Origin of the sequence: Paenibacillus sp. FSL R5-0914, assembly GCF_038004525.1 — a bacterium.
GTDB lineage: Bacteria > Bacillota > Bacilli > Paenibacillales > Paenibacillaceae > Paenibacillus_AQ.
Window position 1 is genome coordinate 795720 of record NZ_JBBORH010000002.1, and the last position, 17234, is coordinate 812953.

The 17234-nt window shown below is 43.2% G+C and carries 11 protein-coding genes; 8 read left to right on the forward strand and 3 right to left on the reverse strand.

Going from position 1 to position 17234, the window contains the following annotated elements:
• The first annotated feature begins 14 nt into the window (after positions 1–14).
• The 5 genes from MKX60_RS19840 (at position 15) to MKX60_RS19860 (ending at position 6287) form a co-directional block, all read left to right on the forward strand.
• Positions 15–899 (forward strand): carbohydrate ABC transporter permease, encoded by an 885-nt coding sequence (locus MKX60_RS19840; RefSeq protein ID WP_042188123.1) that lies wholly within the window; start codon positions 15–17, stop codon positions 897–899.
• Between the two features lie 53 nt (positions 900–952).
• Positions 953–2512, forward strand: a complete 1560-nt coding sequence (locus tag MKX60_RS19845) for an extracellular solute-binding protein (protein WP_340969369.1) — start codon at positions 953–955, stop codon at positions 2510–2512.
• Between the two features lie 299 nt (positions 2513–2811).
• On the forward strand, positions 2812–4035 hold the full coding sequence (locus MKX60_RS19850; protein ID WP_341060747.1) for an enolase C-terminal domain-like protein: 1224 nt from the start codon (positions 2812–2814) through the stop codon (positions 4033–4035).
• A gap of 43 nt (positions 4036–4078) precedes the next feature.
• On the forward strand, positions 4079–4921 hold the full coding sequence (locus tag MKX60_RS19855; RefSeq protein WP_341060748.1) for an NAD-dependent epimerase/dehydratase family protein: 843 nt from the start codon (positions 4079–4081) through the stop codon (positions 4919–4921).
• A 37-nt stretch (positions 4922–4958) separates the two neighbouring features.
• Entirely contained in the window at positions 4959–6287 is a 1329-nt protein-coding gene (locus MKX60_RS19860; RefSeq protein WP_341060749.1) for a family 43 glycosylhydrolase, read from the forward strand.
• A gap of 68 nt (positions 6288–6355) precedes the next feature.
• Here MKX60_RS19860 and MKX60_RS19865 read toward each other — a convergent pair whose 3' ends face one another.
• Positions 6356–7807: an MFS transporter gene (locus MKX60_RS19865; RefSeq protein ID WP_341060750.1), complete on the reverse strand. Its 1452-nt coding sequence runs from the start codon at positions 7805–7807 to the stop codon at positions 6356–6358.
• Between the two features lie 184 nt (positions 7808–7991).
• On the opposite strand from MKX60_RS19865, the gene MKX60_RS19870 reads away from it, so the two are divergent.
• Together MKX60_RS19870 and spoVB are read left to right on the forward strand one after the other, a co-directional pair.
• Positions 7992–10781: a glycoside hydrolase family 3 C-terminal domain-containing protein gene (locus tag MKX60_RS19870; RefSeq protein ID WP_341060751.1), complete on the forward strand. Its 2790-nt coding sequence runs from the start codon at positions 7992–7994 to the stop codon at positions 10779–10781.
• 321 nt (positions 10782–11102) lie between these two features.
• Positions 11103–12659 carry a stage V sporulation protein B gene (gene spoVB, locus MKX60_RS19875; RefSeq protein ID WP_341060752.1) on the forward strand — a complete coding sequence of 519 codons (1557 nt, stop codon included), beginning with the start codon at positions 11103–11105 and terminating at the stop codon, positions 12657–12659.
• Between the two features lie 391 nt (positions 12660–13050).
• On the opposite strand, the gene shc is transcribed toward spoVB, so the two are convergent.
• Both shc and MKX60_RS19885 read right to left on the reverse strand, forming a co-directional pair.
• Complete coding sequence (gene shc / locus MKX60_RS19880) at positions 13051–14943, reverse strand: squalene--hopene cyclase (protein ID WP_341060753.1); 1893 nt, start codon at positions 14941–14943, stop codon at positions 13051–13053.
• Between the two features lie 128 nt (positions 14944–15071).
• The gene (locus MKX60_RS19885) at positions 15072–15518 is read right to left on the reverse strand and encodes an OsmC family protein (RefSeq protein ID WP_042188137.1); all 447 of its coding nucleotides are present in this window, start codon (positions 15516–15518) and stop codon (positions 15072–15074) included.
• Between the two features lie 258 nt (positions 15519–15776).
• Here MKX60_RS19885 and MKX60_RS19890 point away from each other — a divergent pair, with 258 nt between their 5' ends.
• On the forward strand, positions 15777–17234 hold the full coding sequence (locus tag MKX60_RS19890; protein WP_179086679.1) for an aldehyde dehydrogenase family protein: 1458 nt from the start codon (positions 15777–15779) through the stop codon (positions 17232–17234).

A 17234-nucleotide genomic window follows, 5' to 3' on the forward strand; every position in this document is an offset into this window, starting at 1 on the left:
GGTCATCCCACACGATGTCAGCAAGAAAATTCTCTTTCAGCCAGTTCCTAATCGCTTTGGTCATCGGCCTATTCAGTCTGGCCTGCCTGTTCCCGTTTCTCATGGTGATCTCAGGCTCGCTTAGTACGGAAAAAGATATTATGCAGTACGGCTATTCTATATGGCCGAAGACGATAACATTTGATTCCTATCGTATTTTACTTCTTGGCTCTAATCGAATCTTTGAAGCGTACGGAGTCAGCACATTCGTCACTGTTGTCGGAACTATTTTGTCGCTCTTCTTAACGAGCATGGGCGCTTATGTAATGGCAAGACGTTCTTTTAAATATAGGAATATTCTTTCTATCTTTGTCATCATCACCATGCTCTTCAGTGGGGGATTGGTTCCCTGGTATATCGTTATCGTCAGATACCTGCATTTGAAAGATACGATTTGGGCGCTTATTCTTCCATCGCTGGGGAATGCCTTCAATATGTTTCTAATTCGAAACTTTATGCTCTCTATTCCAGAGGATCTGCATGAATCGGCCAAAATGGACGGTGCAGGTGAATTCAGAATCTATTCTAGGCTGATCATGCCACTGGCTCTACCAGTTCTAGCGACTGTTGGCTTGTTCGTAGCACTCGGGTATTGGAACGACTGGTTCCTCGGGTTAATGTTCGTCGATAAGCAAGAGCTTCAACCACTGCAACTCCTTCTGCGTACATTGATCTCTAATGTCGATTTCTTGAAGAACTCTGGAAATGCGGCAGCGATGCAGCGGATTTCAGCTCAGATTCCTTCCGAGTCTATCAAAATGGCGCTAACAGTTATAACCATTGGACCTATTATTTTCTTGTATCCATTCCTGCAACGTTATTTCGTTAAAGGTCTTATGGTTGGAGCAGTTAAAGGTTAACTATGTCGACTTAAGTCGTATAGTATAAATTAAAGGTAAAAGGGGAGATTAGGATGCGCAAACGCATGGGTAGATTTCAGATCGTCCTGATAGCAATGCTATTGCTAGGACTGATTATGTCCGCATGTAGCTCGAGTGGCGGAAATACTTCATCCAATGAAACGAATCAAAACAAGGGCAACACCGGTTCTAACACAGAGCCTGCGAAAGGTGAAGATGAAGTTACACTCAAATTCTATTTCGGTGGGGACAAAAAGGCGGCCACGGACGAGGTTTGGTCCAAAATTAGTGATTACGTGAAATCCAAAGGCCTAAACGTTAAGTTCTCCGTAAATTTCATACCTTTTGGCGACTTCAAGGAAAAAATGCTCGTGATGGCCGCATCCGGGGATAACTGGGATATGAACTTTGATGGAGATTGGCTCTCCTATAAACAAATGGCTGCAAAAGGTTCCTACATGGCCTTAAATGATCTGCTCCCGAAATATGCGCCTAATCTTGAGAAGAAATATGTAGAACAAGGAACGTTAGGAGCTGCAACAGTTAACGGACAAATCGTAGGACTTCCATGGACAATGAAAATGAATGAACGTAAATTTGCTGGATGGCGTTCAGATCTGGCTGAAAAAGCAGGCATTAACATCGCTCCGGATTCTATTCAAACGATTGAAGATGTCGACAATCTGCTTCGTGAGCTGAAAAAAGCTTATCCGAACGAGAAGCTTTCCCGTACTACACCTCTATCTTTGTATTATATCCGCGATGAATGGGTAGATCTCAACTTCCATGGGTTAGGCTTCTATCTGAGTGATCCAAAAATTACTATTCAATCTGTTGAACAACAGCCTTTCTTCCTCGAAGCTTCTCTTTTGGCAAAGAAATGGTATGACGACAAACTGATCAACAGAGATGCCATGATTGATAAAGAAGGAGCAGAAGATCAGTGGAGAAACGGTAAATTGCTCTTTACTGTAACATCACATGAATGGGCTTATGCTGATCCAGGCTTCTCTGATGCTTCCTATAAACAAGGGATGTCGCTCATGTATCCAGACAAAAAGTATGTCAACCGTACAGCACTTGCTAATGTTGTAGCCATCAATGTAAACTCCAAGAATCCAGATCGGGTACTTCGTTTCCTTGATATGGTTGAGACTGACCAAACGCTATATGATTTGTTGCAATACGGTATCGAAGGCAAAACCTATGTCCTGAATGGTGAAGCTGCGGATTATCCGGAAGGCATGCAGTCTTCTACGAGTAATTACATGGAGTGGGGTGGACAATGGGCGTTCTGGAAACCTCAATACATGCGTCCAACAACAACTTATGCTAAAGATTTCTGGGTGAAAGAAGCCGATTTTGCTAATCAGCCGTACAATGTGAATTCCCCGATTGACGGTCTGTTTATTGCTGAAGATGCTATGAAGAATGAATTAGCTAAACGCGATCAAGCCACCGATGAGATCAGCAGACCGATTGAATACGGTATGGTGAAGGATGTTAACAAAGCTGTAGCGGATTATGTGGAGACTCAAAAGAAAAACGGACTTGATAAAATTATTACTGAAACTCAGAAACAAATAGACGCTTATCTTGCTGCCAAAAAATAAGCTGCGGAGTTACTGCATGGAAGTGACGCCAATCTGAATTCAGAAGGCTGCTGAAACGTGCGGAGACCACAGACCTACTGTATCGGATTTATAATTTGAAGTGATTATCATAAGGGTTTTTGATTAATAAAAAGGCGTCCCAAGTTGTCGTTTTACGACAGTCTGGGACGTTTTTTGTTCCATTCTATCCCATCAACAGGAAGAGGATAGAAATGCGGTGGAAAGTTTAATAACGTCCCGTTTGGATGTGTCGATGATTACATTAAAATAAAAGCGACACAAAAGGGGATGGTGAAATCATGGCAAAAATAACAGGAGTAGAATGCATCCGCACCAGACATGATGGAAGCTGGACAATTGTGAAAGTAACGACGGATCAGGATGGATTGTATGGGATTGGTTCCGCATCAGATTTGTATAATCCTGAGGCTGTAGTTCAAGTTGTTGAGCAACTGCTTGCACCACTTCTAAAGGGTCGTGATCCGGCAAATATTGAAGACCTCTGGCATCTTATGCATATGAGTGGTTATTGGAGAAACGGTGCGATTCTTAATACGGCTATCGGTGGTATTGATATGGCCTTGTGGGATATCAAAGGTAAAGAAGCGAACCTGCCAGTCTATCAGCTTCTGGGAGGTGCCTGCCGTTCGGCGATCCCTTGTTATGGCCATGCTGGTGGCAATGATATCACAGAGCTCAAGGAAGATGTCTATAAATTCATTGAGGAAGGTTACACAGTGATTCGTGTCCAGATGGGAGGATACGGCGGCGGTGGGTTTGTCAGCGGGAAGGAAGCGAAGCTTCCTGTCCATCCTTGGAGCAGTGGTCCTGTATTTGACGAGCATGCTTATCTGAATGCCATTCCTGACATGTTCGAGAAGCTTCGTGTGGAATTTGGATCCGGCGTTCAGTTCACTCATGATGTCCATGAGCACCTCTCGCCTATACATGCGATTCAACTCTCAAAACGCTTAGAGCCTTACAGTCTTTTCTACTTAGAGGATGCAATAGCACCAGAGCAGATTGGTTGGTACCGCCAGCTTCGGCAACAGAGCGCAACACCGCAGGCTGTGGGTGAGTTATTTGTGAACCCGCAGGAATGGACAGGGCTTATGCAGGAGAAACTGATTGATTTTATTAGGGTACGAGTTTCTAAGGCAGGGGGCATCAGTGCCTGTCGTAAAATAGCCGCATTGGGTGAAATCTACGGTGTCCGCACGGCTTGGCAAGAAGGAGGAGAAAATGATCCAGTGAACCAGGCAGCTGCAGTTCATCTGGATATGGCACTTTGGAACTTCGGCATCCAGGAAATTAATCATTTCAAGCAGGAAGAATTAGAAGCTTTTCCAGGACATATCGTCAGACAAGGTGGGTACCTGTACCCCTCTGACAAACCGGGATTAGGTATTGATATCGATGAAGTGCAGGCTAAATCTCTTCTCAGAGAACAATGGAGTTCTAGTCAATATCACCGGCCTTATCCTCTGGACCGCAAAGCAGACGGAACATTGGTACGCCCTTAGATTACAGTACTAAAATAACCGCAGATCAAGGAGGTAGATTGAAATGAACACTATTGCCGTTACTGGTGGTGGGGGCAAACTTGGCTCTCAAGTAATCGGGATGCTCCAAGAGCAGAAATATGATGTTGTGTCGTTAGATAATCATCTGTCTGATCGAATTCATTGCAAGCAGATTAAAGTCGATCTGAATGATTTCGGGCAAGTGGTGGGATCGCTTGAAGGCGTAGATGCTATCATACATTTAGCTGCAATACCTGCTCCGATTCATTATCCATATTCTTATATTTATGCGAACAATACAGTGGCTGGTTATCATGTACTGGAAGCAGCTTCTCTCTTGGGTATTCGTAAAGTGATAATGGGCTCAAGTGAGTCATCCTACGGATTTGCTTGGGCTCCACAACCCTTTTCACCGCATTATTTTCCGGTAGACGAAGACCATCCACAGCTACCGCAAGAATGTTATGGACTCTCCAAAGTCGTCAACGAGCTGACTGCTGAAATGTTTCACCGGAGAAACGGTATGCAGGTGACATCCCTACGTTTCTCTATGATTACTGGTCCTGGAGATTATCGACATCTTGCGATAGCAAAACCGGAGACGTTCAAACCTATTTTATGGAGTTATATTGATATTCGGGATGCAGTGACGGCTTGTATTGCCGCTCTTCAAGCTGAACTTAATGGAGCCATCCACCTGAACATCACTGGAGATGATACATTAAGTGACCGAACAACAGAAGAACTGCTGAAGAGCTTTTACTCTGAAGTAGGAGACTTGCGTAAGACATTCCAAGATAGAGAGGCTATTGTCAGTAATACTTTGGCGAAAAAGCTCCTGTCTTGGCAACCTAAATACTCATGGTCAAATACAGAAGTAGAATAGCAACCTATCAAAAAAGCATACTTTAGGAGGTCTTATCATGTCTAACAACAATCAAGATATAATTGTCGAATCAAAAAAGAGAACATCTTTGAATCCTGTAATTACATCCATCTATACGGCTGACCCATCAGCTCATGTCTGGAGTGATGGTAAGATTTATATTTACGCTTCCCATGATATGGATCCAGCCAGAGGCTGTGATCTTATGGACAGATACCACGTGTTTTCCTCTCAAGATATGGTGAATTGGGTGGATGAAGGTGAAATTCTTAGTTCGGACGATGTCGCTTGGGGCAGACCTGAAGGCGGTTTCATGTGGGCTCCAGACTGTGCGTACAAGAATGGAACCTACTATTTCTATTATCCTCATCCGAGTGACTCGAATTGGAATGATTCGTGGAAAATTGGGGTAGCGACAAGCAAGAAGCCAGCAAGTGATTTTACCGATCAGGGATATATTCCAGGGCTTGGTGGATTCGCTTTGATCGATCCATGTGTGTTAGTGGACGAAGATGATCGCGCTTATATGTATTACGGCGGAGGGAGTACATGTCTTGGCGGGGAACTGAATGAAGATATGTTGTCTCTGAAGAACGGGATGACTGAAATGGAGGGACTAGAAGATTTCCATGAAGCAGCCTGGGTATTCAAAAGAAACGGTCTTTACTACCTTACCTATGCGGATAACTTAGAAGACAATAATCGAATGAGATACGCAACCAGTGAGAATCCGCTTGGTCCGTGGATGTACAGAGGGATCTTTCTAGAGCCGACAGGCTGTTCAACAACTCATGGTTCCGTGGTGGAGTTCAAAGACCAATGGTATTTGTTCTATCATAATCAGTCCATTTCTGGAGAAGGTAATCTGCGTAGCGTGTGTATCGATTACCTAGAGTTCAACGAAGACGGTACGATCAAGCCGGTTATTCAGACAAAAGAGGGCGTCTCATCGATTGGAACTACACCGGAAGTCAATCCTTATCTTAAGACATATCCGGCTGCGGATTGTATGGTTTTTGGAGGAGCAGAAATACAGACGCTAGAATCAGGTCAACAGGTGGTGAGCCACTTACAAACAGAGGGTTCCTACGTTATTTTCAATAATATAGAGGGAGGAGAGGGAGGCAGAGCTTCCATTGAACTTCATTATGCTACGAGTGAACGTCTGGCAAAAGTGAATTTATACGTCAATGATAAGGATTACTCGCTCCTTAATGCCCTCTCCACTGGTGGAGATCAACAATTTAGTGGCCGTACGAATATTACCGTCAATGTATTGCCGGGTGCTATTAATACGCTGAGAATCACGGGCGGTCATGGTGAAATTAGTATTATACAAATGACGATTAGCCCACTTGTGGATTGAAATGTACGCTATTTTTTAAAATAAATTACTATTAAAAGTCATAGGTTGATCTCATATCTTTCTTGAGGTCAACCTTTGTTATTGTTATTCAAATTTCGAGACGAAAGAACGACTGGAATAAGCAATAATGCAACGAAGCCTCCACCAAGTGATAAAATGGCGTAACTGGAATTTAGTGTAGTAGAATCTAAGATTAGTGCAGTGCCGCTAATTAAACCGAAATTCCAACCTAGTCCGAGCAAAGACAATGCAATGATAAGCACAAGTAAAGAATCAGCAGGAGCTATAGCCGCTGTTATGCCTGCAAGAAGTAGAGTGACTGCTGAAGCAATTGCCATTGCTTTTCGTCCAACTTTATCAACGAGAATCCCTGTTAAAAGAGAAGGGATGTACATCGCACCTATATGAAATCCGATAACAAGTCCCACTGATTTCAGTCCATGTCCATGATGTCCCATATGTACTGGAGTCATTGTCATTATTGCGATCATGATAACTTGAGTTAAGACCATTACTGTGGCTCCAATAATAACGCCCTTTTTGTTGAAAGAAGCTGTATTTCCTGTTGAATGATCAGGATGACTTGGAGTGGAGCTTAGTGCCTCTGCAAGAGCTTTTGCAACAACGAGCGGATCTGGTCTAAGTAAAGCTAGAAGGATTAAACCAGCGACAATGTATGCTGCAGCAGCTAGAATGAACGGTCCGGCAAGAGCCGGGACACCAATAGATTCAGCGAACTTCCCCATTACATTAACTAAGTTTGGCCCAGCAACAGCACCAAATGTAGTTGAAACCATCGCGATGCTAATCGCTGTTGCTCGTTGAGTGGGGGCCGCCAGATCTGTACCCGCATAACGTGTCTGCAAATTAGTTGCTGTGCCTGCTCCATAGATAAGCAATGAGAACATTAAAAGTAGAATATTATTAGTTAAAGCAGAAATTACGACTCCGATTGCTCCTAATCCGCCTATTAAGAAGCCAGTAGCAAGACCAGAACGCCTTCCGAATCTTTGCGATAGATGTCCTACAAATAATGCTGCCCCAGCAGATCCTAGTGTAAATAGTGCAGCAGGAACGCCCGAGAAGCTATCGGTTCCTAACATGTTTTGAGCTAGGAGGGCGCCTACAGTGATTCCAGCAGCAAGACCTGCTCCTCCAAAAATTTGCGAAATGATGACAATAAATAGTGTTTTCCGATATAATTGGTGTTGCTTTTCTGGAGAAACGAGGTAACTTTGTAACCATTCAGGGTGATTGCTAATACTTGTAGAATCACTAACTTTCGTCGACATTAGATTTTCCGCCTTTCTAGCAACACTTCTTAATCTTCTTGCTTTTGTTTTTAATAATTCGACTGCCTCCACGGACATTAAACAGTAAGGTCCTCTACAATAAGCGACTACATCACAATTTGAGGGTAAGTAAGCAAGCTTCTCTTCTAATTCTTCAATAGGAATAGATATAGCCCCTGGAATATGTGCCATATCATATTCTTCCTTCGGTCTTACATCCAACAGCAAAATTACTCGTTATTAAATTAGTGAAGGGTCCAAACTAAAATTATTATATTAATAAAGTTAATTATTATATATATTCCAGTTTTCCAATGTACTATAATGATATAGATGCATTGTTAGCATGTTATTAAAGGAATTGAAGATTTCAAGAAACAACCTATAGAATTGAACAACAGGAGGAAATAAGTTGAGCACACAGAATGTGGGAATTCCATTAGAAGGTTTTGCAGAATTTAGCCGGACAGTAGCCGCTGAAGGTGCGGTGCTGGTGAAGAATGATAATCAGGTACTTCCGCTTGGCGAAGGCGATAATGTTGCGATTTTTGGCAGATCCCAAGTGAATTATTATCGCAGTGGTACAGGTTCCGGCGGTAGTGTCCATGTTACTTATACGACCAATTTATTGGATGGTCTTCGCACTAAGAAGAACTTTACAGTTAACGAAGAGCTGGCTGCTGTCTATGAAAAGTGGATTGAACAGAATCCATTTGATAATGGTGGAGGCGCATGGGCTGCAGAACCTTGGCATCAGAAGGAAATGTCTTTGAGCAATGAATTGGTTTCCGAAGCTAGAAACAAATCGAATAAAGCCATTCTTGTAATTGGACGCACGGCAGGGGAAGATCAGGATAATGCTGATGCACCGGGCAGCTACCAATTAACAAATGATGAACAGGCAATGCTGAAGCAGGTAACTACATATTTTGAGCAAACAATCGTTGTCCTGAATGTCTCCAACATTATTGATATGAACTGGATGAACGATGAAAGCTATAAATATCCAATTTCAACTGTGATTTATTCATGGCAGGGTGGTATGGAAGGCGGAAATGCGATTGCAGATGTGCTGTCTGGAGAGGTAACTCCAAGTGGTAAACTGACGGATACAATCGCTTATTCCATCAATGATTACCCATCAACACAGAATTACGGCAATGAATTTACGAACTTGTATCAGGAAGATATCTATGTAGGATATCGTTATTTCGAGACATTTTGTCCAGATAAGGTTCAATTTGAATTTGGTTATGGTTTATCTTATACAACTTTTAGTATCGAGCCAGAAGAAGCCAAATTGATTACCAAAGAAGGCGAGTCTTTCATTGAAATCGGCGTAACCGTTACCAATACAGGAACTTCCTTTGCTGGTAAAGAGGTTGTTCAGGTCTATTATGAAGCTCCGCAAGGTAAGCTTGGTAAACCAGCTAAAGCTCTGGTGTCATTCGGTAAGACGAAAGTTCTTGAACCAGGTGAAGCACAGCGCCTTAACGTGAGTTTCTCAGCTCATTCTATGGCTTCTTATGATGACGCAGGCGTGACAGGACATGCTTCTGCCTATGTTCTCGAAGAAGGTACGTACCGCTTGTATGTGGGAACTAGTGTTAAACAAGTGGTGGCAGTCAGTGTTGAGGGTAAAGACGGCTATGTCGTTGAAGCTCTTCAAGTTGTGGAGCAATTGCAAGAAGCTCTCGCGCCTACAGAAAGCTTTACGAGAATGATGCCAGGCGCTCAGAAGGCGGACGGTTCGTACGAGATTGTTTATGTTGAAGTTCCTAAACGTAAAATTTCGTTGGCTGAGCGAATTGAAACTAATCTTCCAGAGACGATCTCACAAACAGGTAATAAAGGATATAAATTAAGAGACGTATATGAACAGAAGGTTAGCATGGAAGCCTTCATTGCACAGCTCAGTGATGAGGATTTGGCTGCAATTGTACGTGGTGAAGGGATGAGCAGTCCTTTAGTTACACCGGGCACGGCTTCTGCATTTGGAGGAGTAAGTGACAGTTTATTTAATCTCGGAATTCCAGTGGCTTGTACAGCTGATGGTCCTTCAGGGATTCGTATGGACAGCGGAGCAAAGGCGACTCAAGTTGCAATCGGAACGCTTCTTGCAGCTACTTGGAATGCGGATTTGGTAGAAGAGCTTTATGTTATGGAAGGGCAAGAGTTGTTAAGAAATAACGTGGATTCCTTGCTTGGACCTGGCCTTAATATCCGACGCAGTCCGCTTAATGGACGTAACTTTGAGTATTTTTCAGAAGATCCTTTGATCTCTGGGGTGTTTGCTGCTGCATGTACTCGCGGTATCTTGAAAGGCGGCTCAACCGCTACGATGAAGCATTTCGCTTGTAACAATCAGGAGAAACATCGTAGTAAAGTAAACGCCGTGGTGTCTGAACGTGCACTTCGTGAGATTTATTTGAAAGGTTTTGAAATCTCCGTGAAGCAGGGCGGTTCGAATTCTATAATGACCTCCTACAATCCAGTTAATGGACACTGGGCGGCTTCGAATTATGATTTGAACACCACGATTCTTCGTGGGGAGTGGGGCTTTAAAGGCATTGTAATGACTGACTGGTGGGCGATCATGAATGATGTAGTTAATGGTGGACCAGCAGATCGGAAATTTACAAATTGGATGGTTCGTGCACAAAACGACCTCTACATGGTTGTACCTAACTATGGTGCAGAAATTAACGGATGGAATGATAACACCATTGAGTCCTTGGAAAATGGTACGTTAACCCGTGGAGAGCTCCAACGTTCTGCCATAAACATTTGTGAGTTTATCATGAATGCACCTGTATTCTCGAGAAAACAGGAAATTGTAGAAACTGTAGAGTTCTTTAAAGCTAATCCTTCACTTACTGGAGAACAAGCTCAATCCTTATCACAGAATCCACAGGTTAAACCTGTCGTAGAAGGATCGACTAGCTTTAAAGTGGAACAGGCTGGTCAATACCGTATCCTGGTGCATATCATGTCAACGGAACCTGAGCTGGCTCAAAGTGCGTGCAATGTATCAGTGAATGATCAATTGATGACAACCATTCAAACAAATGGTACTGAAGGTCAGTGGATCAGACAAAAGCTTGTGAAAGTTGAACTCGAAGCAGGTCTTTATGATATGAAATTGGAGTTCATCAAACCAGGTTTGCAGATCGATTGGATTGAATTCAATAAAATCGACTAGGTGTCATGCGTTAATGTTAGATAGATCGTTAATATTAATCATTTCTAAAAACCGCGATATTTTTCGCGGTTTTTTTGTTGTACTTATTGTTGCGGGGGGATCATATATTTCATTTCCACTACTCCACATGAGTATGGAGGGGGGATTTCAACTCCTTTATCGGATACTAGAATATGAGGAAATTGCCCGGTATACCAACTATGGTGTGTCGGGCTTTTTGCAGATTATATACTTTGCAAATACTTGTCTGCATGTACTTGTGTTTGTTCGAATAAGTTAGAAAGTAGGACCAGGACAAACCATAGGTGGAGATGCGTAGAGATGGGGATGCGTAAACAAAGCTTTATTCGTGGCACGTTCATTTTAACTGTGTCGTCATTTTTTACAAAAGGGCTCGGATTTTTGAATGGCGTTTTGCTGGCACGTTTCTTAGGAGCCGAGGGGGTAGGGCTGCTTATGATTGCTCATCCGCTGCTACCCTTGTTTATTACGCTGACAGAGCTGGGGCTTCCTGTTGCGATTTCAAAGCTTGTCTCAGAAGCTGAGGTTAAGCAGGATGAAGCGCGAGTAAAGCGAATTCTCAAAGTATCTTTAAGTATTACGGGTACGTTGAGTATTATACTAACTTTAGTGGCTCTATTTGGATCCAAATGGATCGCGTCGGTTTTTTTAGCCGATCAGCGGGCGTATTATGCTATGGTCGCTATTACGCCGATCATTCCAATTATTGCGATGTCAGCTGTATTAAAAGGTTATTTTCGTGGAAAACAGAACATGAACCCGCTGGCCTTTTCCGATATTATTGAGAATTTGGCGCAAATCATTGTCATTATCGGTGTTGTGAACGTTTTGCTGCCTTATGGGATTACTTATGCAGCTGCGGGCGCTATGGCGGCTTCCGTGATCGGCGAAGGTTTTGGTTTGCTCTATTTGTTTGCTGTCTTCAAATGGGCAAATCGAGGGAAGATCAAACCCACCCCACCGCCTAATTCAAGTTTTTCACCCAAAGGAGACAGTACGTTGAGAGATCTGCTGCGCATCGGCTTACCGATGACAGGCAGCGGTTTTATTCATTCTCTCTATCATGCGTTTCTCCCATTGCTGATTACGAAAAGTCTAGTCCTGTTTGGTGTGGGGGTTGAGATGGCGACTAAGCAATTTGGACTTTTAGCGGGATATGCTCTCCCCATGTTGTTTCTCCCCAGCTTCTTCACACAATCGTTGTCCACTGCATTAATTCCGGCGATCAGCGAAGCAAGTGTGAGCAATAATAGCAAGCTTATGCATAGTCGGATGGATATGGCTATGCGATCCGCGCTTATTGTTGGTCTTCCATGTACAATCATCCTGTACTTATGGGCTGTACCATTAACTACTTTGATCTATCATTCGCCAGAAGCGGGCGAGCTGCTAAGGTTGATTGCCCCCTTATTTTTCCTTTATTATTTTGGAGCACCACTGCAAGCGATTCTGCTTGGTTTGGGGAAAGCATCAACCGTCATGTGGAACCATATTCTTACGAATATTTTTGAAGTGATTGCGATCTTTGTTCTCGGTTCTAATATTGGCATCGAAGGGGTTGCTATAGGGTTCGGACTGGGGCTTTTGCTGCTGACACTGCTGAATTTTATGTCTGTGGCAGGAACGATCGGATTTTATTTTGACTTTCGCGTTGTATTCAAGGTGGGCGCGGGAGGAATTATCATGACGATTTGCGGGATGACGGCTCACGGTATACTGGAACGAATGGACCTGGGGCAGATTATTGAACTGTCCGGAACTCTAATCGTTTCATTGATCACCTATGCTGCAACATTGCAGGTAACCCATGCTTGGGAACGGTCACCGAAACCACCGACGATTACGCCTGTTTCTTGAAAGGGAATATTTCGGTATCATGCTCCAAAAAGTAAATCGAGTAATGATGTAACCCTCTGTGTAACAGTATGGAGGCGGATGAAGGTAACGGGAGCAGCGAGGTGTTTAACTGTATTTTGTACAGCTATAAATGGATGGGTGATTTAGAAGGAAGTGTAACGGACAAAAGTATTCAACCCCCGGTTCATAACATCAGAGCAACGATTCTCCAATAACGATGATCGCTGCTCTGATGTTTTTTACGAATTTTTGTTTGAACTGATGAATACATACCGGAGCGGGGTATTGGAAAGGGGAGCTAGATTCTCAAAAAGGACTACATAAGGCGCGATCTAGCTTTTATGAGACACCTTGAGAAGTGAAGCAGGACTACGCTAGTTATTACCGAGTATTATCCTTGACCGTATTTTTTTCTAAAATGACTCAGTGTAAGTAACGGCCAGATATAGCGATAACTATGATAATTGGAATAGAAATTACCGGGGAGACCAGCGCCTGTTGGATAAGAAGTTTTCCAATCCTCTTCATGAATAGACATGATTAATCTTTCAATTCCTTTTTCCACCGCAGCTGTTGATTTCGGCTGAATGGTGATGAGTGCGTCAAGCGCCCATGCGGTTTGGGAAGGCGTACTTTCGCCTAATGGCACATATTTCAAAAGCCGATCACTATGACAAGATTCCCCCCAACCCCCATCCGAGTTCTGTATGCTTAGGAGCCAATTTGCTCCTTTTTGCAATGTTTCATGTTCCAGTGGCAGGCCAACGGCCTGCAATCCTGTTAAGGCAGCCCAAGTCCCATAGATGTAACAAACGCCCCATCTTCCGTACCATGAGCCATCCTTCTCCTGATGCTGAATCAGCCATTTCACACCTCGCCCGATGAATTCGTTTCGCGTATCAAGGGCGGCAAAGTTCCCGAGATACTCCAAGGTGCGCCCGGTTAGATCTGCCTCCGAGGGATCAATAGCAGCAGATTTAGCCCCATCGATTGCGAGCCAAGTGAGCATTTCTTTATTGGTGTTTTTTTCAAAAGCTGGCCAGCCACCGTCTTTATTCTGCATCGATAGGACCCAGTTCAGTCCACGATTCCATGACTCTAGATAGGATGGCTGAGTTATTGATAAACTTCGAATGGCTCGTAAAGCAGCGGTCGTATCATCCACATCCGGATTAATCGTATTAGATTCTGAGAAACCCCATCCCCCCGGAGTCGTATCCGGATTATGAATGCTCCAATCAGCAGTTTTATGCTGTTGTCTGGTCAGCAGATAAGGAGTAGCACGTTGAATCGCGAGATGATGATCGGGAATTTGTGCCTCCTGTAAAGCATAAGCGATTAGAGCCGTATCCCATATCGTAGACGGAGAGTTTTGAATTGTTGTTTTACTTTCCGAACGGCATTGCATCGAGGTAAGCCCATCTATGGCATTCGTAATCAGAGGATGCTGCTGGTCATAGTCCAGAGCCAGAAGGGCATACACCATAAGAATTGTACTAGTTGCGTAACTGTATAGAGTCCCGTCGGATTCAATCCGCTGGAGAATAAACTGTTCTGCTTTAGTTCGGGCAACTTCGTGAATGTAGCGAGGGCTTCCAAGAAGTCTGCTTAGGCCAGTTTGAATAACGTCCTGCAGCTCATGATATCCACGGGAAGCGGGTTCAGTATCTTCAATGCGTGTGTCTATGAGATCAGATAGATCGGGAGCATTCGCTGTTGAGATCGAGAAACGTCGATCGGCCATAATAAGCATAGGCGTGAGATGCACTCTTGAGTAGCCAGAGAACTCAAAATAGTTAATAGGAAAATAAGACGGGAACAACAGAACTTCTAGGGGAATCGAAGAGATCGATAAAGGCCATTTGCTCTGTCCAGTAGCTGCGAGAATGACTCTGGTTAGGATGCTAGTTACTTTTCCAATTCCTCCTTTGGATTGAATATAATGCTTTGCGCGCAATATCGGCTCATCTGTCACCTTACTGTACCCAGAATAGAGAAGGGCGTAGTAGGCTTCAACCGAGGTGGATAAGTTACCATCTTTTTCATCTCTATACAATTGCCAGAATCCAGCGGATTGCTGCTCAGCAAGAATGCGATCATGTAGCTGTCGAATCAGGGCTTCATTCTGTACGTTCAAAATCCGAAAGAGAATGATGACATAGGCATCGATAACGATTCCATTCTCAAAACAAAAGTGCCAAGATCCATCTTGCTGCTGTTGATCAATCAGGAATGCCGTTAAACGCTCGATCTCATTATCTACTGTGCTCAGTATAGGATTCATTCCTTAGGTACCTCCGAGGTCCTTCATTTTTAGTATTATATGATGGATGAGAGGTTGAAATGAAAAAGGACTGTAAAGTTGCTTTATGCAACCTCACAGCCCTTGATAATATTTAGCTAATCAATCGGTTAATTTTCAATCACGATACGGTTCAGCTTAAGATTTACCGGGGCAGCAATCGTGTCACCCACAGGGCATTTGCTTTCTAAAAATTGTACGAATGCTTCGACCTTCTCGGCAGGGGATGGGGTCTTTATGTAGAATGTATAGCGAATATCTGAATAGCCGGGACGGACTTCAGAACGGTTAAAAAATCCATCGAGGTCCAGATCACCTTCCACGTCTACTCTGAAATCTTCAAGCTCTACCTCAAATTTGGAAGCATAAACTCGAGCCACAATAGATTGGCAGGCCCCTAAAGAAGCAAGCAAAGCTTCAACAGGATTCATTCCTGTATCCGTACCCCCAAGATTTTGTGGTTCATCGATGACGAGCTCGAATTGTCTTGCTTTTGTAATGACTTTAACCCCATCTTGTAAATGGGCAGTTGCTTTGAAAGTTTGAACATTTGGCATTTGTCTACACTCCTTCTTCTGGACAACCCAATTATGATTAGATGTTTCGAATTTTATGTAATTCATAGTATTTTTCTAGGAATTGTTTAGATTATAGTTCTATTCTTTGTACCTTGTCAATACTTGATTTGTTTTATTGGAGGTAGATAATGTGTCGTTGAAATGACGTTTACGTGAATATGAAAATTGACTTCACAACTATCTCTATTATGTCGATAAATATATAGATTGTTTGGTATTTATATACACTGGAGGGATATTATGAACTATTCAGAACTAGGAAAACAATTTATAGGTGGGGAATGGAGAGAAGGGAAGAGTAGTAAAACACTGACAGACATCAATCCATATAATGATGATGTAATCCATACTTTTCAAATTGCCAGCGTTGCTGACATTGACGATGCTTATCAAGCAGCTTATAAAGCAAAGCTGGAATGGGATAAGGTTAACCCGTATATTAAACGTGACATCCTTGAGAACGCTGTTAAATATATTGAAGCGAATGAGGAAGAAATTACATCCATTATTGTTAAGGAACTGGGTGGAACGAGGCTGAAGGCAGCATTTGAGATTGGTCTTGTAAAAAATATGGTAAAAGAAGCGGCAACGTTCCCACTTAGAATGGAGGGTAAGATCCTGCCTTCTACAGAGGATGGTAAGGAGAATCGGCTGTACCGCATCCCTGCAGGCGTGGTTGGGGTGATTAGTCCTTTTAACTTTCCTTTCTTCTTGTCTATGAAGTCGGTTGCTCCTGCGCTGGGTGCTGGAAATGGTGTGGTACTTAAACCACACGAGGATTCACCCATTACGGGTGGAACTCTGATCGGCAAAATTTTTGAAGAAGCAGGTGTACCGAAGGGGCTATTAAATGTTGTAGTGACGGATATAAAGGAGATTGGCGACGCGTTCGTCGAGCATCCGATTCCGAGAATCATTTCCTTCACGGGTTCGACTAAGGTTGGAAGCTATATAGGTCAACTGGCAATCAAGAACTTCAAAAAGCCGTTACTTGAGCTTGGCGGCAATAGCGCGTTCATTATCATGGAAGATGCGGATCTCGACTACGCAGTACAAGCTGCGACATTCAGCAGATTCACACATCAAGGTCAGATTTGTATGTCTGCCAACAGAATCATTGTACATAAGACGATCTATCAGGATTTTGTAAATAAATTCAAAGAGAAGGTATCTACACTTACAACAGGTGATCCGAGTGATCCACAGACCATCATTGGACCAGTCATCAACCACCGCCAAGCAGAGACACTGGAAAAGTTAATTGCTAAGGGCATAGAACAAGGCGCTGTTCCTCTGTTGCATGGTAAGATTACCGGCCGAATGGTAGAGCCTACTATCCTTATTAATGTTAAAACGGATATGGCTGTTGCACAAGAGGAGCTGTTTGGACCAGTTGTATGTATCATTCCGTTCGAAACGGATGAGGAAGCTATTGAAATTGCCAACGATACGCGTTTTGGGCTAAGCGGAGCAATTCATACTTCCAATCTTGAGCGTGGTGTAGAAATGGCTAAGAAGGTCCACACTGGAATGGTTCATGTGAATGATGTCACGATTAACGATGAGCCGATTGTAGCTTTCGGAGGAGAGAAACAGTCCGGTATAGGCCGTTTAAATGGGGAATGGAGCTTGGATGAATTTACAACGATGAAATGGATTTCAGTTAATTATGGACAAAGAAAACTCCCTTATTAA

What these genes read in the sequence shown, in the direction of transcription:
- shc (WP_341060753.1), bottom strand. Translation starts at nt 14,943, where the DNA reads ATGAATCCTATACTGAGCACAGTAGATAATGAGATCGAGCGTTTAACG.
- MKX60_RS19840 (WP_042188123.1), top strand. Translation starts at nt 15, where the DNA reads ATGTCAGCAAGAAAATTCTCTTTCAGCCAGTTCCTAATCGCTTTGGTC.
- MKX60_RS19850 (WP_341060747.1), top strand. Translation starts at nt 2,812, where the DNA reads ATGGCAAAAATAACAGGAGTAGAATGCATCCGCACCAGACATGATGGA.
- MKX60_RS19860 (WP_341060749.1), top strand. Translation starts at nt 4,959, where the DNA reads ATGTCTAACAACAATCAAGATATAATTGTCGAATCAAAAAAGAGAACA.
- MKX60_RS19855 (WP_341060748.1), top strand. Translation starts at nt 4,079, where the DNA reads ATGAACACTATTGCCGTTACTGGTGGTGGGGGCAAACTTGGCTCTCAA.
- MKX60_RS19845 (WP_340969369.1), top strand. Translation starts at nt 953, where the DNA reads ATGCGCAAACGCATGGGTAGATTTCAGATCGTCCTGATAGCAATGCTA.
- spoVB (WP_341060752.1), top strand. Translation starts at nt 11,103, where the DNA reads ATGGGGATGCGTAAACAAAGCTTTATTCGTGGCACGTTCATTTTAACT.
- MKX60_RS19885 (WP_042188137.1), bottom strand. Translation starts at nt 15,518, where the DNA reads ATGCCAAATGTTCAAACTTTCAAAGCAACTGCCCATTTACAAGATGGG.